The sequence below is a fragment of the Rhodopseudomonas telluris genome, assembly GCF_042432815.1.
In the GTDB taxonomy this organism is placed as follows: domain Bacteria; phylum Pseudomonadota; class Alphaproteobacteria; order Rhizobiales; family Xanthobacteraceae; genus Rhodopseudomonas; species Rhodopseudomonas telluris.
In genome coordinates this window covers 873,050-896,465 of record NZ_JBHLWM010000005.1, presented here as the reverse complement: position 1 = coordinate 896,465, position 23,416 = coordinate 873,050, and the positions used below count along the sequence as shown (strand labels likewise).

The window sequence follows — 23,416 nt, the reverse complement described above, 5'->3', positions numbered from 1 at the left end:
GGGCCTCACCAGCATGGCCACCGCAAGCGAAGGGCCGCCGGCCCGGTCCGACGTGCTCGATCGCTGTGTGGCGGGGGCGCCCGCCGGATCACGCGCCATCACATCGCTTCACCAGCGCTGATATCGGCAACGCTTCAGGGACGGGGAAAGGGCGTACGGAAGCGCCGAAATGCGCTGAATCCGGACCATGCGCGGGCGCTTTATTATGGCGTCGGCATTCCGGTTACCAATCTTACGACTTTACTAACATCATCCATCACAATCCGGAATGTCGCTTAGCCAAATTTTAAGCCGCCCCGCGTACGTTCGATCAAACAGTGTCTTGAGTGAGAGTTGTGAGTACGCCATGACAGAACCCCACCGCCCGCGGGTCAAATACGTCATTGGGCCTGATGGAAGTCCGTTAACGATTGCGGATTTGCCTGCTCCGGGGACCAAGCGTTGGGTGATCCGCAGGAAGGCCGAGGTGGTCGCCGCCGTTCGGGGCGGTCTCCTTTCCCTCGAAGAGGCCTGCAGCCGCTACACTCTGACCGTGGACGAGTTCCTGTCCTGGCAGTTCTCGATCGACCAGCACGGGCTGGCGGGGCTGCGGACCACCCGAATCCAGCAATATCGCCAGTAACCTTTCTTACCAAGATCTTAACGAATTCCGGAAAGCCGGCCCCGTTTCGGGAAGCCGGCTTTCGTCATGTCTGAAGCAATTTCCGTCTCGTTAAGATTTATTAACCTTCTGGAAACCATCCCATAGGCAAGATTTGCCTAGTCGGCCTTGGAGCCGAATCCGAGGGGCTGGTCTTGCAGAGTTTGGTGGGTTTCCTGAAGGGCTTGGGTGCCGCTCGGGTGATGGCGATGATCGCCGTCACGGTTGCGCTGCTCGGGTTTTTCGCCTTCGTCATCATGCGCGTCTCGCAGCCGCAGATGACCACCCTCTATACCGACCTCAGCAGCGCCGATGCCTCCAGCATCATCAAGGAGCTGGAGCGTCAGGCGATCCCGTTCGAGATGCGCAACGACGGCTCCACCCTGATGGTGCCGAAGGACAAGGTGACCCGGCTGCGCATGAAGCTCGCCGAAGGCGGCCTGCCGAAGGGCGGCGGCGTCGGTTACGAGATCTTCGACAAGTCGGACGCGCTCGGCACCACCAGCTTCGTCCAGAACATCAACCATCTGCGCGCGCTGGAAGGCGAATTGTCGCGCACCATCCAGGCGATCGATCGCGTTCAGGGCGCGCGCGTGCATCTGGTGCTGCCGGAGCGGCCGCTGTTTTCGCGCGAGGCGCCGGAGCCCTCGGCCTCGATCGTGCTGCGGGTGCGCGGCACGCTCGAGCCGCAGCAGGTCCGCGCCATCCGGCATCTGGTCGCCTCCGCCGTCAACGGCCTCAAGCCGCAGCGGGTGTCGATCGTCGACGAGGGCGGCCAGCTTCTGGCCGACGGCTCGGCGGGAGCCAACGCCGACAGCACGGCCGGCGACGAGCGCCGCACGGCGTTCGAAAAGCGGATGCGTAACGAGGTCGAGGCGATCGTCTCGTCGGTTGTCGGTTCTGGTCGCGCCCGCGTCCAGGTTACAGCCGATTTCGACTACAACAAGATCACCCAGACCTCGGACAAGTTCGACCCCGAAGGCCGGGTGCTGCGCTCCAGCCAGACCCGCGAGGAGCAGTCGCAGACGCTGTCGAACGACGGCCAGGTCACGGTCAACAACGAGCTGCCGGGCAATCAGGGCCAGGGCGGCGCCGGTCCGCGCGATCAGAGCAAGAAGTCCGAAGAGACCAACAATTACGAGATCTCCCGCGTCACCAAGACCGAGGTGACCGAGGCCGGCCGGGTCAACCGGCTGTCGGTCGCGGTGCTGGTCGACGGCATCTACACCAAGAACGACAAGGGCGAGCTGGTCTATGCCGAGCGCACCAAGGAGCAGCTCGACCGGATCGCCGCGCTGGTGCGCTCGGCGATCGGCTTCGACCAGAAGCGTGGCGACCAGGTCGAGGTCGTGAATCTCAAATTCGCCGAAGCGCCGCAGATCGAGAAGCTGCCGGAGCCGGCAGGCCTGCTCGGCATGCTGCAGTTCACGAAGGACGACATCATGAACATGATTCAGCTCGGCGTGTTGTTCGTCCTCGGCCTGGTGGTGCTGTTCATGGTGATCCGCCCGCTGGTCAAGCGCGTGCTCGCCGCCGACCCGGCGCTGGAAGCGGCCGGCGTGCCGGCGCTGACGGACGGCACCGTGCCGCAGATCGGCGCCGACGGACAGCCGATCGCTCCGCCCAGCATGATCGACATCGCCCAGGTTCAGGGCCAGGTCCACGCCCAGTCGGTCCACCGCGTCGGCGAACTGGCCGAGCGCAATCCCAATGAAACCGCAGCCATTGTCCGCCAGTGGCTGGCCGAGCCCGCCTAAACCGCCATGGCCGAAACTCCCGCCACCGTCTCCTCGGGCCCCGACGACATCGCCAGCGTCGTCGCGACGCTTGCGCAGCGTCAGAGCGGCCGCCCCGCGTCGAAGCCGCTCCCCGGCCCGAAGCGCGCGGCGATCCTGATGCTCGCACTCGGCGAGCAATATGGCGGCAAGATCTGGAGCCTGCTCGACGACGACGAAGTGCGCGAGCTGTCCTCGGTGATGTCGACGCTCGGCACGATCGAGCCGGAAGTGGTCGAGGATCTACTGCTCGAATTCGTGTCGCGGATGTCGGCCTCCGGCGCGCTGATGGGCAACTACGACGCCACCGAGCGGCTGCTGCAGCGCTATCTGCCGGCCGACCGTGTCAGCGGCATCATGGAGGAAATCCGCGGTCCGGCCGGCCGCAACATGTGGGAGAAGCTCTCCAACGTTCAGGAAGAGGTTCTCGCCAACTATCTGAAGAACGAATATCCGCAGACCACCGCCGTGGTGCTGTCGAAGCTCAAGCCCGAACACGCCGCCAAGGTGCTGGCGATCCTGCCCGACGACATGGCGCTCGACGTCATCAACCGCATGCTGCGGATGGAGTCGGTGCAGAAGGAAGTGGTCGAGAGCCTCGAGCGCACGCTGCGCTCCGAATTCATGTCGAACCTGTCGCAGACCCGTCGCCGCGACGCCCATGAGGTGATGGCGGAGATCTTCAACAATTTCGATCGCCAGACCGAAACCCGGTTCATGACCTCGCTGGAAGACGACAATCGCGAGGCCGCCGAGCGCATCAAGGCGCTGATGTTCACCTTCGACGATCTGGTCAAGCTCGATTCCGGCTCGGCGCAGACGCTGATGCGCAACATCGACCGCGACAAGCTCGCCATCGCGCTGAAGAGCGCCAACGAAGAGGTTCGCGGCTTCTTCCTCGGCAACATGTCGTCGCGCGCCGGCAAGATGCTGCTCGACGACATGGCGGCGCTGGGCCCGGTCCGGCTGCGCGACGTCGACGAGGCGCAGGCGTTGCTCGTCAATCTCGCCAAGGATCTCGCCGCCAAGGGCGAGATCGTGCTCACCAAGAACCGCGCCGACGACGAACTGGTGTATTGATGGCTGCTCCCGCGCAGAAATTCCTGTTCGACAACGATTTCGGGGCGCCCGACAAGGCTCGCGAAAAGGCCGCGGCTGCCGCCGAACTGGCGCAAGCCGTCGCCGCTGCCGAGCAGCGCGGCTATCAGGTCGGGTTCGCCCAGGCGCAGCGCGAGATGCAGGCCGAGGCCGAGCGTCTCGCCGCGATGGCGCTCGAACAGATCGGTCAGTCGATGCAGGTGATCGCCGCCGGCATCGGCAGCGTCGAAACCCGGATGGAGACCGAGGCGGTCGAGGTGGCGGTGGCGGTGGCGCGCAAGCTGTGCGCCGAGCTGATCGCCGCGGAGCCGCTGGCGGAAATTACCGCGCTGGTCGGCGAGTGCTTCCGCCATCTGGTATCGACGCCGCATCTGGTGGTGCGGATCAGCGACGCCCTGTACGAGGCGGCGCGCGAGCGGATCGAGCTGCTCGCCAAGCGCAGCGGCTTCGCCGGTCGGCTGGTGCTGCTGTCCGATCCGGAGATCGCCGGCGGCGACTGCAAGATCGAATGGGCGGATGGCGGCGTGGTGCTGGAGCGCGCCGTGATCGAAGCCAAGATCACCGAATTGGTCGGACGCTACATGGCGTCGCGCAAGTAACGACATCGAGGATTGAACATGGGCGAGAACGACGGTCTGCCGCTGCCGGATCTGAACGGGGCCGATGCGCCGCCGCTGGCGGATGTCGGCTACAACGAAGAAGAGCAGACGTCGCGCGTCGCCGCCGATCTCGAAGCGGTGTTCGACGTGCCGGTGCAGGTCTCGGCCGTGCTCGGCCGCTCCAAGATGGACGTCGGCGAGCTGCTCAAGCTCGGGCCCGGCGCGGTGCTCGAACTCGACCGCCGCGTCGGCGAGGCGATCGACATCTACGTGAATAATCGGCTGGTGGCGCGTGGCGAAGTGGTGCTGGTCGAGGACAAGCTCGGCGTGACCATGACGGAAATCATCAAGGCGGACAACTAATCGCAGCCGTTCGGCGGCGCGGCAGACCTAGGATCACAGGAGCAAATCATGCGGCTTCTCATCGTTGGCACTCTGAAGGGCCAGCTCACCACCGCAACCAAGATCGCCATCGACAACGGCGCGTCGGTCACCCACGCCTCGGACCACGAGCAGGCGATGCGGGTGCTGCGCGGCGGCAAGGGCGCCGACCTGTTGCTGGTCGATGTCGCGCTCGATATCCGCGATCTGGTGATGCGGCTCGAGGCCGAACATATCGCCGTGCCGATCGTCGCCTGCGGCATCGCCAGCGACGCCCGCGCGGCAGTCGCCGCGATCCATGCCGGCGCCAAGGAGTACATCCCGCTGCCGCCGGATCCGGAGCTGATCGCGGCGGTGCTGGCCGCGGTCGCCAATGACAGCCGCGAGCTGGTGTATCGCGACGAGGCGATGGCCAAGGTGGTCAAGCTGGCGCAGCAGATCGCCGGCTCCGAAGCCTCGGTGATGATCACCGGCGAGAGCGGCACCGGCAAGGAAGTGCTGGCGCGCTACGTCCATACCCGTTCGCATCGCGCCAAGAAGCCGTTCATCAGCATCAACTGCGCGGCGATCCCGGAGCATCTGCTGGAATCCGAACTGTTCGGCCACGAGAAGGGAGCCTTCACCGGCGCCATCGCGCGGCGTATCGGCAAGTTCGAAGAGGCCAATGGCGGCACGCTGCTGCTCGACGAAATCTCCGAGATGGACGTGCGGCTGCAATCCAAGCTGCTGCGCGCCATCCAGGAGCGGGTGATCGATCGCGTCGGCGGCAAGACCCCGGTGCCGGTCGATATCCGCATCCTCGCCACCTCCAACCGTAACCTGCAAGAAGCGGTGCGTGCCGGCACGTTCCGCGAGGATTTGCTGTTCCGGCTCAACGTCGTCAATCTCAAGATCCCCGCGCTGCGCGAGCGGCCGGCCGACATTCTCGAACTGGCTCAGCACTTCGCCAAGAAATACGCCGCCGCCAATGGCGTACCGCTGCGGCCGCTGTCGGCCGAGGCGCGCAGCGTGCTCACCACCAATCGCTGGCAGGGCAACGTCCGCGAACTCGAGAACACCATCCACCGCGCGGTGCTGATGGCGAGCGGCGACGAGATCGGCGCCGATGCGATCCTGACGCCGGAAGGCGACCGGCTCGATCAGTCGAAGACGCCACCGGCGGTGGCGCATGCCACCTTCGCGGCCGAGCAGGTCACCCGCGCGCTGGTCGGCCGCACCGTCGCCGACGTCGAGCGCGACCTGATCCTGGAGACGCTGAAGCACTGCCTCGGCAACCGCACCCACGCGGCCAATATCCTCGGCATCTCGATCCGTACGTTGCGCAACAAGCTCAACGAATACGCCGACGGCGGCTTGCCGATCACGCCTGCCGGCGCGGGCGAACCGCGAGCGTTCGTGTCGATGGGGTAAGGGCGCCGCCCACGAACTCCGTCATTCCGGGGCGCTCACGCAGTGAGCGAACCCGGAATCCATACGCCGCAGCTTCGCCATGGAAGCACGGTTGTCGTCTTCGCCTCGCATCCAGCGGATAAGAATTCCGGGTTCGCGCTCCGCGGGCCGTGGAATGACGAGTGCCGACGTTACGAATATTCCGTCACGAATATTTCGGCGCATCGGGATTGCGGAAGATCTTGATCGGCTCGCCGGGGACCAGCTTCGGCGCGGTCAGCACCGAATGGGCGTACAGCGCCAGATAGGCGCAGGCGAGCGCGCCGATCGCATACAATAGCCAGGTCGCCACACGTCGCATCTGCCGATCCTCCTTCGCGACAGATGGCGAAGGCTCGGCAAAAGTCAAACGCGGATCATGGTGCCGGGCGCGGGCGGATCAGCGCAAGCTTCGCATCAGCGGAAATCGATGCTGCGCAGGATGATTCCCGCGGGCTTGCCTTCCATCTCCGCATTCTCGAATTTGCGCTCGGCGCGGGTCTCGATGCTGGCGCGCAGCCGCATGAATTGCTGTTCGCGCTGCGCCGGCGATGTTCGCTTGGCGCCGTCGAGAAAGTCCATCGCGTCGGAACTGATCGCGCAGGGCACCTCGGTGTGCCCGTGGATCATCGAGAACAGCACGACCGAACGGTCCTCGTCGTAGCGGTGAAAGCTGCCGCTGGTGAATGCCATGGTGGGTCTCCTTTGTGTTGGGTCGTCCGCGCCGAACGGGTCAGGTCTGGCTGATACCGCCGTCGGCATGTCGCGCGTCGCGGATGGCCTCCGGATCTACGGCGATCATTTCGACCGCGCTGTGATGCGGTGGTGCGCAGGGTACGGTGATCATCGTCGCGACGCGGCGGAACACCGGAAACGACAGACCTTCAATCAGTTCTTCGTCGGTGACGACGTCGTAAGCGCCGGCAGGTAGTTCGCGGTCGAGGCCGCGCAATCGAAACGATTGAGCGAAGACGATGGTTTCGCGGCGTGTACGTGTGGTCATGGACGCTCCTTCGGGCCGCTGCGTCCCTGCGTCGGCAGCGTCGTTGTCGCGCCCCCACGATTGCGCGTGATGCTGCGCCTTTTCACGCGCGATAGCCACCGAATTCGGCATCGACGTAGTCGCATCTGCCGCAGCGGCTTGTATTTTCGCCCCTGGATCGCCATTTATGGAAGGCAGCCGGCAATCAGTTCCGATCAGGCCATGGCGCACTGCGGAGACCATCACCATGAAACTCCGCGTCGGTTACGAGATGATCTACGACTTCGCGCAGCCAACGCCGATGATCGTCGTGCTCGGAACCCATTTCAGTCGTGCGTCCGACATCATCGTTCCGGATTTTCTCACCGTCGATCCGCCGGTGCTGGTCACGCCGTATCGCGACATGTTCGGCAATTGGTGCAGCCGCATGGTGGCGCCGGCCGGCCGCGTCCGGCTCGCGGCGGACGGTATCGTCCGCGATCTCGGCGTGCCCGATCCGGTGGTGCCGACGGCGGTCCAGCACGCGATCGAGGATTTGCCGGCCGATACCATCGTGTATCTGCTCGGCAGCCGCTATTGCGAGACCGATCTTCTGTCCGACATTGCCTGGAAGATGTTCGAGAGCACCAAGCCCGGCTGGCCGCGGGTGCAGGCGATCTGCGATTTCGTTCACAACCACATCAAGTTCGACTATCAGCACGCGCGCGCGACGCGCACTGCGCATGAAGCGTTCGACGAGGGCCGCGGCGTCTGCCGCGACTACGCGCACCTGGCGATCGCGCTGTGCCGCTGCATGAACATCCCGGCGCGCTACTGCACTGGCTATCTCGGCGACGTTGGCACGCCGAAGCCGTGGGCGGCCGGCGATTTCGCCGGCTGGTTCGAAGCTTTCATCGGCGGCCGCTGGTACACCTTTGATCCGCGCAACAACGTGCCGCGGCTCGGCCGGGTGCTGATCGCGCAGGGCCGCGACGCCGCCGACGTGCCGCTGACCCAGACCTTCGGCCCCAACACCCTGGTCAGCTTCAAGGTCTGGACCGACGAGATCGACGAAAGCGCGGGCGCTGCTGCCGGCTTGCACTGAGCGCGCGACGCGCTAGCTTGCCGGCATCGAATCGCCGCGGGTCCGCCCGCGGCGTGTCCGCCCGCGAGATCCCATGACCACCTTCACCCCCGTTCAGGACGAGGCGTTGAAAGCCGTCGGCGACTGGCTGAAAGCCAGGCCCGGCCGTGGCGGCACGCCGCTGGTGTTCCGGCTGTTCGGCTTCGCCGGCACCGGCAAGACCACGCTCGCGCGTGAGATCGCCGAGGGCGTGTCGGGCGAGGTGAAATTCGCCGCCTTCACCGGCAAGGCGGCGCTGGTGATGCGCAACAAGGGCTGCGACGACGCCCAGACGATCCATTCGCTGATCTACCGCACCAAGGAGAGCGGCGTCGAACAGCCGAGCTTCGAATTGTGGGACGACGCCCCGGCCTCGAAGGCCAAGCTGATCGTGATCGACGAATGCTCGATGGTGGACGAGGAACTCGGCCGCGACCTGATGTCGTTCGACTGCCCGCTGCTGGTGCTCGGCGATCCGGCCCAGCTGCCGCCGATCCAGGGCGGTGGCTTCTTCACCAATGCCGAGCCCGACGTGATGCTGACCGAGGTGCATCGCCAGGCGCAGGACGATCCGATCGTGCGGCTGTCGATGGACGTGCGCGAAGGCAGGGCGCTCGAACGCGGCCGCTACGGCGAGACCGAAGTGGTGACGCGCGACCAGCTCGATCCGCAGCGGGTGATGGACGCCGATCAGGTGCTGGTCGGCCGCAACAACACCCGCCGCGCCTACAACGCGCGCTTCCGCCAGCGCCTGAACATCGAGGACCCGTTCCCGGTCGGCGGCGACAAGCTGGTGTGCCTGCGCAACAACCGCAAGAAGGCGCTGTTCAACGGCGGCCTGTGGCGGGTGAAGTCGCGCTCGCCGATCAAGACCAAGATCATCACCATGCGGGTGACGCCCGACGAGGATTTCGGCGGCCGCCTCACCAAGGTCTCGGTGCGCCAGGAATGCTTCGCCGGGGGCATCGAGGACATCAGCTGGGATCAGCGCAAGCCCTATGACGAGTTCGACTACGGCTACGTGCTCACCGTGCACAAGAGCCAGGGCTCGCAGTGGGACGACGTCGTGCTGTTCGACGAAAGCTTCGCGTTTCAGGACTCCCGCGCGCGCTGGCTCTACACCGGCATCACCCGCGCGGCGAAACGGCTCAGCGTGGTGGTGTAGCGCTAGGCCGTGCCCGCGTCGCCCTCACCCCAACCCCCTCCCGCAAGCGGGAGAGGGGACTCGCCGTGCCTGGGGTGGGGCCTTTGTTCTTGAGCGGCGCTTGTTGCGCACGATGTTGCGCTTGCACTTCGCGCTCCCTCTCCCGCTTGCGGGAGAGGGCTGGGGTGAGGGTGCCGCAGGCAGTGTGCCTGCGTAGACAACTTCTGACGGCGCTTGGTGCTACCCCGCCCGCTTCGCCACGAAGGTCATCCGCCACGGGTTGTGGCCGATGTTGCTGTCGGCGCGGAGCGCCGAGAAGCCTGCGGCGGTGAGCTTGGCGAGCATCTCGGCCTCGCCGTAGCGCTGCAGGCCGATCTTGGTGCGGAGCTGGCGGTAGTCGGACAGCGCCGTCCGCGCCAGTCCCCACAGCGCGTCCTGCAGGAAGCCGTGGCGGGCGGCCATCTTCAGCAGCGCGGCGACGTCGCGGCTCATGCCGACTTCGGGCCGCAGGATGTCGCCGAGCACCAGCTTGCCGGAGCGGCGCAGCAGCCGCCGGATCAGCGCCAGCGCCTTGTCCAGCTCGGCCGGCTTCATGTACTGCGCCACCGAATTCATCACGACGAGGTCGAGCGAGCCGTCCGGCAGCGCCGCCAGTTCGTCGAGCGAGCGGACCTTGATGTTCGGATGCTGGACGAACCGCTGCTTGAGCCGGCCGCGCACCCCGGGGGCCGGCTCGGCCAGGATCAGCGTTCCGCAGGCCGCCGCGACCTTGGCGGCCGACAGCGCCTCGCCGCAGGAATAGTCCAGCACGGTCGCGTCCGGCGCGCCGATATAGCCGATGATGTCCTTGGCGATCTCGTCGAAGTGCACGTCGCGATGGAGCTTGCTGACATAGATCGTGTGGGTGGAGTCGTAATAGTCGATCCAGTCTTCCATCGAAGCCTCGAAACCGGAAGGAAAGCGAATTCGATCGTCCGCTCAAGCGGTTGACGGAATTCGCGCGACACGGGGAGCGGGCAGTCAGATCTTGTTCCATCACTGGAACGCGGCGGAATTTGGCGCGTTGACACCGGTCTAAGGCGTTTGCCGACCGAGGGAAACAAAAACCGCAAATTCCGGCAAGACGATGCGGTTCCCGCCCGTCATGCTCGCGCCCGAACCGGCCCACGCCGACTGTCACCACCCGCCCATCATCATAGGATCGCCATCGTGAGCAAGAGCAAATCCGCCGTCGCCGCCGACCTCGACACCCCGACCGACCTGCCGCAACAGTCGGTCGACAAGATCTCGGTGGCGCTCAATACGCTGCTGGCCGACGCTTTCGCGCTGTATCTGAAGACGAAGAACTTTCACTGGCACATCAGCGGCCGTCACTTCCGCGACTACCACCTGATGCTGGACGAACAGTCCGACCAGATCTTCGCCACCACCGACCAGCTCGCCGAGCGCGTCCGCAAGGTCGGCGGCGTCACGCTGAAGTCGATCGGCCAGATCGCCAAGCTGCAGACCATCAAGGACAATGACGAAGACTACGTGCCGCCGCGCGAGATGCTGCGTGAGCTGATGAACGACAACAAGAAGATGGCAGCGGCGATGCGCAAGGCCCACGAGATCGTCGACGACTGCAAGGACGCCGCGACCGCCGGCCTGCTCGAGAACTTCATCGACGAAACCGAACGCCGCACCTGGTTCCTGTTCGAAGCCAGCCGCCAGGAAGGCGGCAACGAAGAGTAAGCCGAAACTCATATCGGCGCGTAGCTAACCCCGCGCACAGCGCGCCCCTCTCCCGCTCGCGGGAGAGGGCTGGGGTGAGCGCGCCCCGCGCACTGCGATTGCATCTCGATCAAGCGTGCTTGTAACAGGCACAGCCGCGGAGTGAGGATTCGCGCAGCACCGGCTTGGGCCATGTGCTGTGCCGCTAGCCCTGCGCTAATCTCATATCCTTCGAGACGCCCGACTCTGCACGGCTCCTACGATCAATCCGTGCTCTCGGACGTGTCCTCGAGAGGCGTGGCGGAACGACCGATTGCTTCACAGGCCTACGCCCGCCACAACCGCGTCAGCGGACCATCATCGCCGCCGACCGGATCGCTCTCCGGCAATGCCACCTCGGGGATTGTCTTCAGCGCGCGCTGATAGTTCGCCGGCGTCGGCCGCGTGACCTGCATTTCCGGGCCGGGCGGATAGCCGCCGACGACCTGGAAATCATGCGTCGCGAACAGCCGCTTGTGGCCGGTGCCGGCGGGCAGCACGGCGACGTCACCCGGCTTCAGCTCGATGGCCTCGCCCTGTTCGCCACCGAACAGCACCAGCGCATGGCCGCGCGCCACGCCGAGCGCCTCGTGCACCGTGGCGTGGTAATGCGTGTAGTCGAAAATGCCGTTGCGCCACATCTGCTGGCCCCAGCCGTTGCGCGCGAACAGTTCCTCGATCGCCGCGGCCGGATCAGGCCGCGCGATATCGACCGCGCCCTTGTAGATCAGGAGCGGCATCGGATTGTTCGGGACCAGCCCGTCGTCGTCGAAACGATAGGCATGCGGCATCGTCTGGTCGCGAGCGAGCGACATGATCACTCCGGCGATTGTTGTGATGTGCCGGGGACAACGTCACGACGCCGACGCGGTTCCGATCGGCAGGTCGAACACCAGGCAGGTCGTGGTCGCGTGTGCCAGCAACCGGCCGTTGCTGTCGGTGATCCGCGCCTCCGCTGTGGCGGCGCGGCGGCCCACATTCAGCGTTCGGCCCTCGGTGCGGACCACACCGCTGTCGGCGCTCATGCCGCGGATGAAGCTGATCTTGAATTCCAGCGTGGTGTAACCTTGGCCGGGCTTCAGCATGCTCTGCACCGCGAGCCCCATCGCCGAATCCAGCAGCGTCGCCGCGTAGCCGCCGTGGACCGAGCCGATCGGATTGTAGTGCCGCAGCCCGGGCACCGAATGCATCACGATCAGTCCAGGCTTGGCGGTTTCGTCGAACGGCTCGATCGGCTGCATGATCGGCGGCGCCGGCAGTTCGCCGGCGAACATCTTGCGGATGAAGTCGAGCCCCGACATCGACGCCATCACCTCGACCGGCGTCACGCCGTAGTTTCTGTCTCTCGCTACGTTGCTCGCATCCATCGCGCGTCTCCCATTGAATTATGTTTATCATATCAAGTCGGCACGGGAATTCCAATGCGCATGGCTGCGGCGACGGGTGTCAGGTCAGCGCGCGTGCCGGCACGAAACGGCCGCGCTGCTGCATCGTCGCCAGCACGGCGTGCAGGTCCGGCAGCACGGCGGCGCATTTGCGGCGCGTCGCGGCGTCGGGCTCCAGCATGTCGGGCACCATCAGGGTGATGGCGCCGGCGCTGGAGGCGGCCGCGACGCCGACGCTGGAATCCTCGACCGCGATGCAATTCCGCGGCGCACTGCCGATGCGGTTCGCCGCCAGTAGATAGAGATCGGGCGCCGGCTTGCCGTGGGCGACGTCGTCGCGGGTGAGGATGGTGTCGAACCGGGCGCGGATGCCCGCCAGCGTCAGGTGCATGTCGGCGGTCTTGCGCGACGACGAGGTCACCACCGCCATCCGGCAGCGCGCCTCGCGCAGCGTGTCGAGCAGTTCGAGCGTACCGGCCTTCACCGGCAGGCCGGTCGCGAACCGGGCGTCGCGCTTGCGCGCAAAGGCGCGGTTGATGTCGGCGAGCGGCACGCCGTCGCCATAGCGCGCCACCAGCAGCGCCTGACACTCGGGGCCGGGCAGGCCGATCATGCTTTGGCAGGTGGCGAGCGCATCGGGCAGGCCGAGTTCGTCGAGGACTTCACTGAGGCTCTCGAGATAAACGCGCTCGGTGTCGACCAGCGTGCCGTCCATGTCGAGCAGCACCGCCTCGATGATCCAGTCCGTCACGCGCTCACACCTCGTCTCCCGCCGGCCGGCTCGCCTTCGCCAACTCGCGCATGCAGTCCGGGCACAAACAATCCGCCGCATCCGACGGCATCGGCAGCGTCACCGTCTCCGCCGCACACCAGCACTGCGCATCCATCGTACAGCCGAACTCCGCCCCGCATCCGGCGCAGATCAGGCGGCGGGGCTGGGGAGGGGAGGGGGACAGCGCGGTCATGGCCGCAGTCTAGCGCCGGGCCTCCGGCAGCGTAAGGGCTTTGGCCGAATTGCGCATAACGGCGACGGACGCAATCCGGATTTTCTCAGCGGTAGACTCACGCTATGATCTCGCCCTGGCGCGGCCCACGCCTCCCCCCTCCATCGGGAAAGTATCCTTCATACCGGGCCGGATGATCATCGAACCGACTGTTCGGGCGCCAGCATAAGGAGGGATTGCAGACATGGCCCGCACCAGGAGGTTTTCGAGATGCGACTGTCTGCTCCTCTCTATCGGCTGAAGCGCGAGGCAAAACTGCTGTCGCGCGACCAGCACATTCCGCTGCACGCGGCGCTGGACCGCGTCGCCGCGCAGCAGGGCTTCGCCCGCTGGAGTCTGTTGGCAAGCTCCCATGCGCGCGGCCGGGCCGCGCGTCTGTTCGCGCAAGTGCAGCCGGGCGATCTGGTTCTGATCGGCGCGCGGCCGGGGCAGGGCAAAACGTTGCTCAGCGTCGAACTCGCCGTGGAGGCGATGAAAGCGGGGCAGCGCGCCGCCTTCTTCACGCTCGAATATACCGAAGCCGAAGTCGAAGATCGCTTCAAGGCACTCGGCGCCGACCCGGCGGGCTTCGCCGGTTTGCTCGACCTCGATACGTCGGAGACGATCTGCGCCGACCACATCGTCGCCCGTCTGGCAACGGCGCCGCGCGGCACGCTGGCGGTGATCGATTATCTCCAACTGCTCGACCGCCGCCGCGACACCCCTGACCTCGCCACGCAGGTTGGCACGCTGCGGGCCTTCGCCCGCGCGCGCGGACTCGTGTTCGTCGTCATCTCGCAAATCCACCGCTCGTTCGATCCGAAGGCGAAGAGCTGCCCGGATCTCGCCGACGTTCGCCTGATCAACGACCTCGATCTGAAGCTGTTCACCAAGGCGTGCTTCCTCCACGCCGGCGAAATCAAATTCGCCGCGGTGAACTAAGCGCTTCGGGGCCTTGGTCCGCTCACCAGCTTCGCCATGGCCGGGCTCGTCCCGGCCATCCACGTTTTCGGCGCCACTGCTCGGCAAGACGTGGATGCCCGGCACAAGGCCGGGCATGACGGGTTGAAACGAATGTGCGTGATTTCAAAAGCCACACTCCGGTCAGGCTCTGAGGCCCCCCGCGAAGCCGGGCGTCTCGAAGGATGAGGCTACGCAGTGCCCGCGGCACATGGTTCGAGACGGCGCTTCGCGCCTCCTCACCATGAGGCTGTGCGTGTTGGCGCGCCAGAGCGTCCGCTCCGACTGCTATCAGCAGCAGAAGCGCTTCGAGCTCTCAGGAAAAATTCTTCCACTGCGCCTCCCGCCTCTTGACTTCCCCACAAACATCTGAATATATTCCCATCACCTCATCCCATCGAGGGGCGTTTCCTGGGACGCTTGGAGATGTGGGGTGAGGCGGTGGCGCCTGCGGGCGTGGGGCAGACGTTGCCCTGCGCACTCGGGACGCTTCGGGTCGCCGTCCGGCCCCACTACGGGGGTCTGCCACTTGTTAGTTGGCTGGACGCGGCACAGGCGAAGGCGGGAGAAATCCCGCCGGATCAACGGGGTTTAATTACCCTGACCTGTGCCCGGAAGCACGGCCCCGAAGCGAAAAATCGCCACGGTGGAGCGTCGAAAGGCGTTTCCGCGGCCTCTGATCGCCGGCGATCCGGCGACCATGCTGCGGCCACTACTTAAAGTCGCGCCTTTCGGCGCTCCGCCTCCCTCGGCTGATGGCCGGCGCGGAGGTCCTCCGGGCCGGCCATTCACGCGATCAGCGTCGCGGGCGCGGCTCGCGCATGCGCGCTTTGATCTCATTTCATCGCAAGCGAAGGAGATCGTCTCATGGCGAAGATCGTCACCGCCGCGCGAGCGCCTCGGAAGGACGGAGCGTGAGCGATGCTACGCCTTGGTGATCGTATCGATCTCCGCCATCTCCTCGGCGGTGAGCTGCCAGCTCGCGGCTTTGACATTCTGTTCGATCTGCTCCGGCGTGGTCGCGCCGGCGATCACGCTGGAGACTTGCGGGCGGCAGGCCAGCCACGAGAACGCCAGTTCGAGCAGCGACTTGCCGCGCGCGTCGGCGAACGCCTTGAGCTTGTCGACGATGTCGAGATTGGCCTCGGTGAAGTAGCGGTCGCGGATCGCCGGCATCTTGGCGAAGCGGGTGGTCGGGGCGATCTCGGCGCCGCGCTGATACTTGCCGGTCAGAAGCCCGCTGGCGAGCGGGAAGAACGGCAAGAGGCCGAGCTTGTATTCCTGCGCGGCCGGCAGCAGGTCCTTCTCGATGTCGCGGACGACCAGGCTGTATTCGTCCTGGCACGACACGTAGCGATGGGTGCCGAGCGCGCGGGCGACGTATTCGGCCTCGGCGATGCGCCAGGCCGGGAAATTGGAATTGCCGATGTAGCGCACCTTGCCGGCGCGGATCAGGTCGTCGAGCGCGCGCAGCGTCTCGTCGATCGGCGTCAGCGGGTCGTAATCGTGCTGCTGATAGAGGTCGATGTAGTCGGTCTTCAGCCGCGTCAGGCTCGCCTCGACGGCGGCGACGATGTAACGGCGCGAGGCGCCCTGCTTGGTGCCGTCGGCGGCCATCGGCTTGCTGAACTTCGTCGCCAGCACGATGTCCTTGCGGCGATCGCCGAGCACATTGCCCAGCACGGTCTCGGAGCCGCCCTGGCCGGCGTAGATGTCGGCGGTGTCGAACAGCGTGACGCCGAGATCGATCGCCTTGTAGATCACCTTGCGCGAGGTGTCGGGATCGGTGCGCTGGCCGAAATTGTTGCAGCCGAGGCCGACCAGCGACACGCGAAGGCCGCTGCCGCCGAGATTACGAAGTTGCATGATGGGTCCTGTGCGAAACGCGGGAGCGGCGATTGTGGCCCGCGCCGCGCGCCTGAGCAAGACGCCGGACGCGGCGCAGCTCTGCGCGGCTCAGGTCGGCTCGAGCTGGGCGTCGCCCTGCGGCGCGGCGGCGGTCGCCGGACGCGGCGCGAGCGCGCCCCGTACGCCGGCGCGTCGCGCGGCCTCGCACATCCGGCGCACCGAGATCTCGGCGTCGCGCGCGATCGCCTTGCGGTCGGCGGTGTGCGGGATCGGTTCTCCCCAGCTGACGGTGACGTCGATCGCGCCGGCCGACAGCAGGCCGATGAAATGCGGGATCAGTTCGGCGTCGCCGTACCACGCCACGCGCTCGCGCAGTTCGCGCCCGATCGGCAGGCCACCGAACCCGGTGTAGGTCACGGCCATCGGCTGCACGCTGATCGGCGTGGCGGTCTCGTCGCCGAGCGCGTGATGCACCGCGCCGATCAGCGCCGAGCGGAACGGCAAGACACGGCTGCCGTCGCTCGATGTGCCTTCGGCGAACAGCACGATGGCTTCGCCGTCCGCGAGCCGACCTCCGATCTCGGCGGTGGCCTCGCCGGTGCGCTGCCGCGCCTGACGGTCGATGAACACGGTGCGCTGCCACTTCGCCAGCGCGCCGAACACCGGCCAGCCCGCCACCTCGCTCTTGGCGACGAACGACACCGGCGCCATCGCGGAGATCACACAGATGTCGAGCCAGGAGACGTGATTGGCGAGGATCAGCACCGGGCCGTCGCCATGTCGGCGGCCGACCTGGCGAATGCGCACGCCGATCAGTCGGCAGACTATGCGGTGATACAACTGCGGGATGGTGCGCTGAATACGCCAGCCGTAGCGCAGCGCGAGCAGATGCACCGGAAGCAGCGCCAGCGTCAGCGGCACCACGCAGGCAATCACCAGGACGAAACGGATCATCGCAATATCGCCAGCTCAAAAAGGTGCGGCCCCGGTCAGACGCGGCGACTGACGGGGACCGCTGGGGGACGCTGATCGGCGACGGGGGTCACGATCAAACGCAGCATTAACTTATCGGTAGTTTGTTACATGGTGGTGACGCATCGCACGAGCGCGCTACAGGCGCTGCTTTTCACGCGACGCCGGAGCGGCGTGCCCGCTTGCCGGTACACATCAGGAGGAGCGTCGGCATCATGCCGACGGGTCGGTGCGATGCTGCGCGCGGTACAGTCGCGGCGTGGTGCCGACCGCCTTGCGGAAGGCGCGGTTGAAATTCGCCTGCGACGAGAACCCGGTCGCATAGGCGATCTCGGCGAGCGACTGGCGGTCGTTGGCGAGCATGCGCTTGGCCAGATCGAGCCGCTGCCGGCTGACATATTCGTGCGGCGCGCAGCCGGTGGCGGCTTTGAAGCTGCGCGAAAAATGCGCCGGGCTCATACAGGCGATCGAGGCGAGGTCGTTGACGCTGAAGTCGCGCTCGGCCGACGCGCTGATGAACTCGGTGACGCGCGCCAGCCGCCGCGCGTCGAGCGGGCGGTTCGCCGCCTGCGTCTGCTTCAGCCGCACCGCCGTGTCGGCGTAGGTGTGGACCAGATGCGCCGACAGCGCGCGGCCGAGGCTCTCGATCAGCAGGCGGCCGGTCGAGGATTCGTGCGCGAGCTCCCGGAGAATCTGGTCGGCGACATGCTCGATGAAGATGTCGTGGTCGATCGCCTCGTAGCGGATCGCGATCCCGGTCGGATCGATATCCATGTCCTGCAGCATGGTGTCTTCGAACGGCCGGCCGGGCAGGAAGATGTGCAGACATTCGTGGATCTGACTCTCGACCCGGATGAAGTCCTCGCGGATTCCGGCCGGGCACAGCCAGACCGTGCCGCGCCGGCCATGGGTCCGCTGCCGCATCCCGGCGCCTTCGCGATCCACCACCGAACTGCCGCGCAGCAGCACGGCAATCTCGGTGTCGCGCGGCAGCAGCGACGGCAGGTCGCCGGACTCGTGACTCCACCGCTCCGCGAGCAGGTGGGACCACCGCCGGTCGTTCGAAGTCTGGAGCATTCTGCCGGTAACATATTTATCGACAGAATTGCCGAGCATCCCCATCGTGAATCTCCACAGATCAACGCGAGTGCAGGCAAGAGCAGTCCAGGTAAGCAATTACCATGCCACAAGGGCGGGTTTTCGTCCATGGCAGATTTGGAAAACAACCAAGCAGGTTTGGAAAAGCCACGTCGCCCCGGGTGCCGCATCCTTGCGCATGTTTTGAACGTGCACATGGAGGAGACACATGGCCCGGACCACCGTCGTAGGCGCCTGCCCCCACGATTGTCCCGACACCTGCTCGATCCTGACCACCGTCGAGGACGGCAAGGCGATCGCGGTGCGCGGCAATCCCGATCACCCGTTCACGCGCGGCCGGCTCTGCGTGAAGGTCAACAACTACGAGGAGCGCGTCTACAGCGACAAGCGCGTGCTGTATCCGATGAAGCGCGTCGGGCCAAAGGGCACCAAGCAGTTTCAGCGCATCAGCTGGGACGAGGCGATCGACACCATCGCGTCGCGCTGGAAGACGATCATCGCCGAGCACGGCGCGCAGGCGATCCTGCCCTACAGCTATCTCGGCACCCAGGGCGTGATCAACGGGCTCAACGTTGGCGACCCGCTGTTCAACAAGCTCGGCGCCACCGTGCTCGAACGCACCTTCTGCGATTCCGGCTCGTGCACCGCCTATCTGCTGACGATCGGCCACACGCCGGGCGTCGATCCGGAAAGCTTCGTGCACTCGAAGTACATCATTCTCTGGGCCTGCAACACGCTCAGCACCAACTCGCATCACTGGCCGTTCATCGAGCAGGCCAAGAAGAACGGCGCCAAGCTGGTGGTGATCGATCCGGTCAGGACGCGCACGGCGCGGCTGGCTGATTGGCATATTCAGATCCGGCCCGGCACCGATGCGGCCCTGGCGCTGGCGATGATGCACGTGATCATCAAGGAAGACCTGGTCGACCGCGACTACATCGACAAGCACACGGTCGGTTACGACGAACTGGTCGAGCGCGTCGCGACCTACACGCCGGAATTCGCCGCGCAGGAAACCGGCATTCCGGTCGAGGACATCCTGAAGCTCGCGCGCGAATACGCCACGACGCCGCCCGCTGTGGTGCGGATCGGCGTTGCGGTCGAGCGGCACGCCGGCGGCGGCCAGACCGTGCGCGCCATCGCCTGTCTGCCCGGACTGATCGGCGCCTGGAAGCACGTCGGCGGCGGTCTGTTGCAACTGCCAATCTGGGCCTTCCCGGTGAAATGGGAAGTGCTGATGCGCCCCGAGCTGGCGCCGGAAAAGATGCGCGTGCTGAACTCGTGGCGGCTTGGCGCGGCCCTGACCGGCGAACTCGGCTTCGATCCGCCGATCAAGGCGCTGTTCGTCTACAACGCCAATCCGATGGCGATGGTGACCGAGCAGGACAAGATCGAGAAGGGGCTCGAACGCGAGGATCTGTTCACCGTGGTCAGCGAACATTTCATCACCGACACCGCGAAGTACGCCGACATCGTGCTACCCGCGACGACCCAGCTCGAGCAGAAGGACATCATGTTCTCCTGGGGGCATCTGTATCTGTCCTACAACAATCAGGCGATCGAGCCGCTCGGCGAAGCGGTGCCGAACACCGAGCTGTTCCGCCGCCTCGCCAAGGCGATGGGCATCACCGACCCGAGCTTCTTCCGCACCGACGACGAGATGATCGAAGCCGCGTTGGACTGGACCAACCCGGTGCTGCAAGGCATCACGCTGGACGACGTCAAGGCCAAGGGCTATTCGCGGCTCAACATGCCGGCGCCGGCCGACTGGGCGCCGCATCGCGACGGCAATTTCCCGACCGCCACCGGCAAGATCGAGTTCAAGTCGACCATCGCGGAGGGCGGCAATTTCGTCGCGCCCCTGTTCCGGCAGGGCTATGGCGGCGATCAGGACGGCTCGCCGATCGATCCGTTGCCGCACTACATCTCGCCCAACGAAAGCGCCCGCACCGCGCCGCACCTGGCGGAGCGCTATCCGCTCAGCCTGATCTCGCCGAAGAGCCACGCCTTCCTCAACTCCAACTACGGCAACCTGCCGGCGCAGACCGCGCAGGCCGGCGAGGAGCAGGCCGTGATCCTCAATCCCGACGACGCCGCGCATCGCGGCATCGAGGCCGGCGCGCCGATCCGCGTGTTCAACGATCGCGGCTCGTTCGAGGCCTATGCGACGGTGTCGGCCGACGTGATGGCCGGCGTGGTGGTGGCGCCGTCCGGCTACTGGCAGCGCTCCAACCGCAAGGGCGCCACCGTGCACGCGCTGACGCCGCCGGCCTTCGCCGATCTTGGCCGCGCGCCGACGTTCTCGGACGTGCTGGTGCAGGTGGGGCGGGTGTAACCGGCATCGCACATCACAAGGCCGGCGCTGCGCGGCGCCGGCCGTCTCCTCGTCTCACCACGGAACGCCGACGATGACTCACGTCGTGACTGATAACTGCAAGGGCTGCCGCTACACCGAATGCGTGACGGTGTGCCCGGTCGAGTGCTTCCATCTCGACGGCACCATGACTTACATCGATCCCGAGAACTGCATCGATTGCGGCGGCTGCGTGCCGGCCTGTCCGGTCGGCGCGATCGAGCCGGATTATCGGCTGGCGGCCGACAAGAAATTCTGGATCGCGATCAATCGCAAGCGTGTCGCTGAGACGCCGGTGATTACTGCACGCCTGCCGCCGCTGCCCGGCGCCGACGAGCGCAAGCTCGCGCTGGGTCGATGACTTTCCCGTTTCACGTCGCCGTCGTCGGCAGCGGGCCGAGCGGGTTCTACGCCGCCGAAGCGCTGCTGCGGTCCGGTGTGCCGATCGCCGTCGATATATTCGAGCAACTGCCCGTGCCCTATGGGCTGGTGCGGTTCGGCGTTGCGCCCGATCACCCGAAGCTCAAGCTGGTCAGCCTGACGTTCGACAAGATCGCGGCGCTGCCCGGCTTTCGTTTCTTCGGCGGCGTCGCGGTCGGCAAGGACGTGACGATCGACGAACTGCGCGCGGCCTACGACGCCGTCGTGCTGGCGACGGGCGCCGATCTCAGCCGGCCGCTCGGCATTCCGGGAGAAACGCTGCCGGGATGTCATTCGGCCGGCGCATTCGTGGCCTGGTACAACGGCCATCCGGACTATCGCGATTGCAGCTTCGATCTGGGGCACGAGGTCGCCACCGTCATCGGCCACGGCAATGTCGCGCTCGATGTCGCGCGCATCCTGTCGAAGACCGCCGACGAATTAAGGCGCACCGACATCGCCACACACGCGCTCGAGGTCTTGGCCGAGAGCCGCGTGCGCGAAGTTCATGTGGTCGGGCGCAGCGGGCCGGCGCAGGCGAAGTTCGGCGCCAAGGAGCTGCGCGATTTTCTCAGCCTCGCCCAATGCGATGCCTGGGTCCATCCGCAGGATCTCGCCTTGCTGCCCGAGACGAGCGACGATCCGGAACGCGACGAGAAGCTGACACTGCTGCGTACTTTCGCGCAGCAAGTGCCGTCGAAGCCGCGGCGCTGCGTCTTCCGCTTCGGCTTGTCACCGACCAAAATTCAAGGGGAAGAGCGCGTCGCGGCGATCCGCTTTGCGCGTCACGCCGGCGCGGCCGAGGAGGTCGCGTGCGGCGCCGTTTTCAGCAGCATCGGCCGCCGCACGGCGGTGCTGCCGGGCGTGCCTTACGACGCCGAGCGCGGCGTGCACGCCAATATCGGCGGCCGCATCGTCAACGGCGGCGAGGTGGTTCGCGGGCTCTACGTCTGCGGCTGGAGCAAGCGCGGGCCGAGCGGCACGATCGGGACTAATCGCGCTTGCGGAATGGCGACTGCGGAAGCGGTGCTCGCCGATCTCGCGACCGGCGCGCCGCGCGATGGCAAGCGTGCCGACTCGCTGCTGACGAAGCTGCGAGCGCGCGTCCCGCGCCTCGTGAGCTATCAGGACTGGACGGCGATCGATGTCGCCGAGAAACGGCGAGGCGCCATTGATGGACGCCCGCGCGAGAAATTCGTCAGCGTCTCGGAGATGCTCGCCGCGCTGGACGCGTCTGTCGAGGCATAGCAAGGTTCCTGCCGCTCGATCGGGAGCGCTGATTTGTCGCGTCACTCGGCGCTCACCAAATTCATCTTCGCAACTGCGTGTTCGCTGGCGAACTAACAAGCTAACAAGTGCGACATCATCGCTTCTCCCGAGCGGTGTCGATGCGTTGACTGGCGCGTTTACGCCATGGTCAATTCGTCGAAACAATCCGCCAGGGGAGAAGCGCGTGCCAGGCTCGATCAGCAAGACAAACCGCCGCAGCATTCTGAAAGGCGCACTCGCCGCAGCCGCGGCTCCGGCACTGATCGGTCCTGCACTGGCGCAGCAGAAGGTGAACTGGAAAGTCCAGGCGCACTGGCCGAAGGCGTCGGGCTCGTTCAACGATAGCCTCGGTGCACTCGCCAAGGAACTCGCCGCGCGGACCGACGGCCGCTTCACACTGGAGACGTTCGGCGCCGGCGAGATCGCCAAGGACCGCGAGATCTACAACGTCGTGCGCCGCGGCGTCGTGCAGATGGGCACGATCTCTCCAGCCTACATTCTCGGCGAGGCGCAGGCGATGGGGCTGCTCTACGGCGTGCCCGGCACACTGCGCGAACCGTGGGAAATGATGCATTTCACCAAGAACCTTGGTGCCGAAAAGCTGGTCAATGACGAACTGCGGCCAAAAGGCGTGATGATATTCGCCGAGAAGGCCTACCCGACCGAAGTCGTGCTGAAGCGCAAGATCAGCTCTGCGGCCGAACTCGGCTCACTGAAAATTCGTTCCACCGGCGCGATGCTGGAATACTTCGCCGCCGCCGGCGCGTCGCCGCAGCAAGTCGCGGGGCCGGAGATCTATCAGGCGATTTCGACCGGCGTGGTCGACGGCGCGCATTGGGGTGCGGCGGTCGGCGCGCTGTCGATGAAGTTCTGGGAAGTCGCGCCGTTCCACATGAAGCCGGCGCTCGGCATCACCAACGATGCCTGGATCATCAACGTCGCGGCGCTCGACAAGCTGCCGCCGGATCTCAAGCTGCAGCTGTTGTCGCTGATCGAGGAGCGCTACTTCCTGCGCTCGGTCGAGTATCAGCATCAGGAAGCGATGGCGCTCGCTACCGGCCGGGCGAAGATGAACGTCGAAGTCGTGCAGTTTCCTGACGATGTGCTGGCGAAATTCGCCGAGGCGTCGAAGACGATTCTGCAGAAGGAGACGGCGAAGGGCGAACTCGCTGGCAAGGGTGGTGCCGCGCTGTCCAAGCTGATGTCGGATCTCGGCTACGCCTGAGT

At 65.9% G+C, this 23,416-nt stretch carries 24 protein-coding genes; 14 read left to right on the top strand and 10 right to left on the bottom strand.

Annotated features, from left to right (window positions below):
* The first annotated feature begins 346 nt into the window (after window positions 1-346).
* The 6 genes from sciP (at window position 347) to flbD (ending at window position 5,903) form a co-directional block, all read left to right on the top strand.
* Window positions 347-622: a CtrA inhibitor SciP gene (sciP, locus tag ACFFJ6_RS15735; RefSeq protein WP_002714638.1), complete on the top strand. Its 276-nt coding sequence runs from the start codon at window positions 347-349 to the stop codon at window positions 620-622.
* 173 nt (window positions 623-795) lie between these two features.
* Window positions 796-2,397, top strand: coding sequence for a flagellar basal-body MS-ring/collar protein FliF (gene fliF / locus ACFFJ6_RS15730; protein ID WP_378389315.1), 1,602 nt, complete (start codon window positions 796-798; stop codon window positions 2,395-2,397).
* A 6-nt stretch (window positions 2,398-2,403) separates the two neighbouring features.
* Entirely contained in the window at window positions 2,404-3,495 is a 1,092-nt protein-coding gene (gene fliG / locus ACFFJ6_RS15725) for a flagellar motor switch protein FliG (RefSeq protein WP_378389313.1), read from the top strand.
* Window positions 3,495-4,112 carry a FliH/SctL family protein gene (locus ACFFJ6_RS15720; protein ID WP_378389311.1) on the top strand — a complete coding sequence of 206 codons (618 nt, stop codon included), beginning with the start codon at window positions 3,495-3,497 and terminating at the stop codon, window positions 4,110-4,112. The genes fliG and ACFFJ6_RS15720 overlap by 1 nt, the downstream gene beginning before the upstream one ends.
* 18 nt (window positions 4,113-4,130) lie before the next feature.
* A complete protein-coding gene (gene fliN / locus ACFFJ6_RS15715; RefSeq protein WP_054164393.1) occupies window positions 4,131-4,475 on the top strand; it encodes a flagellar motor switch protein FliN in 345 nt (114 codons plus the stop codon).
* 48 nt (window positions 4,476-4,523) lie between these two features.
* Window positions 4,524-5,903 (top strand): sigma-54-dependent transcriptional regulator FlbD, encoded by a 1,380-nt coding sequence (flbD, locus tag ACFFJ6_RS15710; RefSeq protein WP_378389308.1) that lies wholly within the window; start codon window positions 4,524-4,526, stop codon window positions 5,901-5,903.
* Window positions 5,904-6,087: 184 nt separating this feature from the next.
* On the opposite strand, the gene ACFFJ6_RS15705 is transcribed toward flbD, so the two are convergent.
* From ACFFJ6_RS15705 to ACFFJ6_RS15695, 3 genes are all read right to left on the bottom strand, one after another.
* Window positions 6,088-6,243 (bottom strand): hypothetical protein, encoded by a 156-nt coding sequence (locus ACFFJ6_RS15705; protein ID WP_378389306.1) that lies wholly within the window; start codon window positions 6,241-6,243, stop codon window positions 6,088-6,090.
* A 95-nt stretch (window positions 6,244-6,338) separates the two neighbouring features.
* Entirely contained in the window at window positions 6,339-6,614 is a 276-nt protein-coding gene (locus ACFFJ6_RS15700) for a DUF1488 family protein (protein WP_378389304.1), read from the bottom strand.
* Between the two features lie 40 nt (window positions 6,615-6,654).
* On the bottom strand, window positions 6,655-6,924 hold the full coding sequence (locus ACFFJ6_RS15695; protein WP_378389720.1) for a hypothetical protein: 270 nt from the start codon (window positions 6,922-6,924) through the stop codon (window positions 6,655-6,657).
* Window positions 6,925-7,150: 226 nt separating this feature from the next.
* On the opposite strand from ACFFJ6_RS15695, the gene ACFFJ6_RS15690 reads away from it, so the two are divergent.
* Both ACFFJ6_RS15690 and ACFFJ6_RS15685 read left to right on the top strand, forming a co-directional pair.
* On the top strand, window positions 7,151-7,987 hold the full coding sequence (locus tag ACFFJ6_RS15690; RefSeq protein ID WP_378389302.1) for a transglutaminase-like domain-containing protein: 837 nt from the start codon (window positions 7,151-7,153) through the stop codon (window positions 7,985-7,987).
* 73 nt (window positions 7,988-8,060) lie between these two features.
* Complete coding sequence (locus ACFFJ6_RS15685; protein WP_378389300.1) at window positions 8,061-9,170, top strand: ATP-dependent DNA helicase; 1,110 nt, start codon at window positions 8,061-8,063, stop codon at window positions 9,168-9,170.
* Window positions 9,171-9,389: 219 nt separating this feature from the next.
* Here ACFFJ6_RS15685 and ACFFJ6_RS15680 read toward each other — a convergent pair whose 3' ends face one another.
* On the bottom strand, window positions 9,390-10,085 hold the full coding sequence (locus tag ACFFJ6_RS15680) for a methyltransferase domain-containing protein (RefSeq protein ID WP_378389298.1): 696 nt from the start codon (window positions 10,083-10,085) through the stop codon (window positions 9,390-9,392).
* A gap of 273 nt (window positions 10,086-10,358) precedes the next feature.
* On the opposite strand from ACFFJ6_RS15680, the gene ACFFJ6_RS15675 reads away from it, so the two are divergent.
* The gene (locus tag ACFFJ6_RS15675; RefSeq protein WP_378389296.1) at window positions 10,359-10,883 is read left to right on the top strand and encodes a Dps family protein; all 525 of its coding nucleotides are present in this window, start codon (window positions 10,359-10,361) and stop codon (window positions 10,881-10,883) included.
* Between the two features lie 305 nt (window positions 10,884-11,188).
* On the opposite strand, the gene ACFFJ6_RS15670 is transcribed toward ACFFJ6_RS15675, so the two are convergent.
* From ACFFJ6_RS15670 to ACFFJ6_RS15660, 3 genes are all read right to left on the bottom strand, one after another.
* Window positions 11,189-11,716 carry a hypothetical protein gene (locus tag ACFFJ6_RS15670; RefSeq protein ID WP_378389294.1) on the bottom strand — a complete coding sequence of 176 codons (528 nt, stop codon included), beginning with the start codon at window positions 11,714-11,716 and terminating at the stop codon, window positions 11,189-11,191.
* 39 nt (window positions 11,717-11,755) lie between these two features.
* Entirely contained in the window at window positions 11,756-12,268 is a 513-nt protein-coding gene (locus ACFFJ6_RS15665) for a PaaI family thioesterase (protein WP_378389292.1), read from the bottom strand.
* A gap of 79 nt (window positions 12,269-12,347) precedes the next feature.
* Window positions 12,348-13,037: an HAD family hydrolase gene (locus ACFFJ6_RS15660; RefSeq protein ID WP_378389290.1), complete on the bottom strand. Its 690-nt coding sequence runs from the start codon at window positions 13,035-13,037 to the stop codon at window positions 12,348-12,350.
* Between the two features lie 463 nt (window positions 13,038-13,500).
* Here ACFFJ6_RS15660 and ACFFJ6_RS15655 point away from each other — a divergent pair, with 463 nt between their 5' ends.
* On the top strand, window positions 13,501-14,211 hold the full coding sequence (locus ACFFJ6_RS15655) for a DNA helicase (protein ID WP_378389288.1): 711 nt from the start codon (window positions 13,501-13,503) through the stop codon (window positions 14,209-14,211).
* Between the two features lie 942 nt (window positions 14,212-15,153).
* Here ACFFJ6_RS15655 and ACFFJ6_RS15650 read toward each other — a convergent pair.
* The 3 genes from ACFFJ6_RS15650 to ACFFJ6_RS15640 all read right to left on the bottom strand — a co-directional run bounded on the left by ACFFJ6_RS15650 (window position 15,154) and on the right by ACFFJ6_RS15640 (window position 18,126).
* Complete coding sequence (locus tag ACFFJ6_RS15650; protein WP_378389286.1) at window positions 15,154-16,095, bottom strand: aldo/keto reductase; 942 nt, start codon at window positions 16,093-16,095, stop codon at window positions 15,154-15,156.
* A 90-nt stretch (window positions 16,096-16,185) separates the two neighbouring features.
* Complete coding sequence (gene olsA, locus ACFFJ6_RS15645; RefSeq protein WP_378389284.1) at window positions 16,186-17,031, bottom strand: lyso-ornithine lipid O-acyltransferase; 846 nt, start codon at window positions 17,029-17,031, stop codon at window positions 16,186-16,188.
* 231 nt (window positions 17,032-17,262) lie between these two features.
* Window positions 17,263-18,126, bottom strand: coding sequence for an AraC family transcriptional regulator (locus ACFFJ6_RS15640; RefSeq protein ID WP_378389282.1), 864 nt, complete (start codon window positions 18,124-18,126; stop codon window positions 17,263-17,265).
* Window positions 18,127-18,355: 229 nt separating this feature from the next.
* Between ACFFJ6_RS15640 and ACFFJ6_RS15635 the strand changes: the two genes are divergently transcribed.
* The 4 genes from ACFFJ6_RS15635 to dctP all read left to right on the top strand — a co-directional run bounded on the left by ACFFJ6_RS15635 (window position 18,356) and on the right by dctP (window position 23,414).
* The gene (locus tag ACFFJ6_RS15635; protein WP_378389280.1) at window positions 18,356-20,482 is read left to right on the top strand and encodes a molybdopterin-containing oxidoreductase family protein; all 2,127 of its coding nucleotides are present in this window, start codon (window positions 18,356-18,358) and stop codon (window positions 20,480-20,482) included.
* Between the two features lie 73 nt (window positions 20,483-20,555).
* A complete protein-coding gene (locus ACFFJ6_RS15630; RefSeq protein WP_378389278.1) occupies window positions 20,556-20,861 on the top strand; it encodes a 4Fe-4S dicluster domain-containing protein in 306 nt (101 codons plus the stop codon).
* Window positions 20,858-22,168: an FAD-dependent oxidoreductase gene (locus ACFFJ6_RS15625; RefSeq protein WP_378389276.1), complete on the top strand. Its 1,311-nt coding sequence runs from the start codon at window positions 20,858-20,860 to the stop codon at window positions 22,166-22,168. Before ACFFJ6_RS15630 ends, ACFFJ6_RS15625 begins: the two co-directional genes overlap by 4 nt.
* A gap of 205 nt (window positions 22,169-22,373) precedes the next feature.
* Window positions 22,374-23,414: a TRAP transporter substrate-binding protein DctP gene (dctP, locus tag ACFFJ6_RS15620; RefSeq protein ID WP_378389274.1), complete on the top strand. Its 1,041-nt coding sequence runs from the start codon at window positions 22,374-22,376 to the stop codon at window positions 23,412-23,414.
* Window positions 23,415-23,416: the final 2 nt, after the last annotated feature.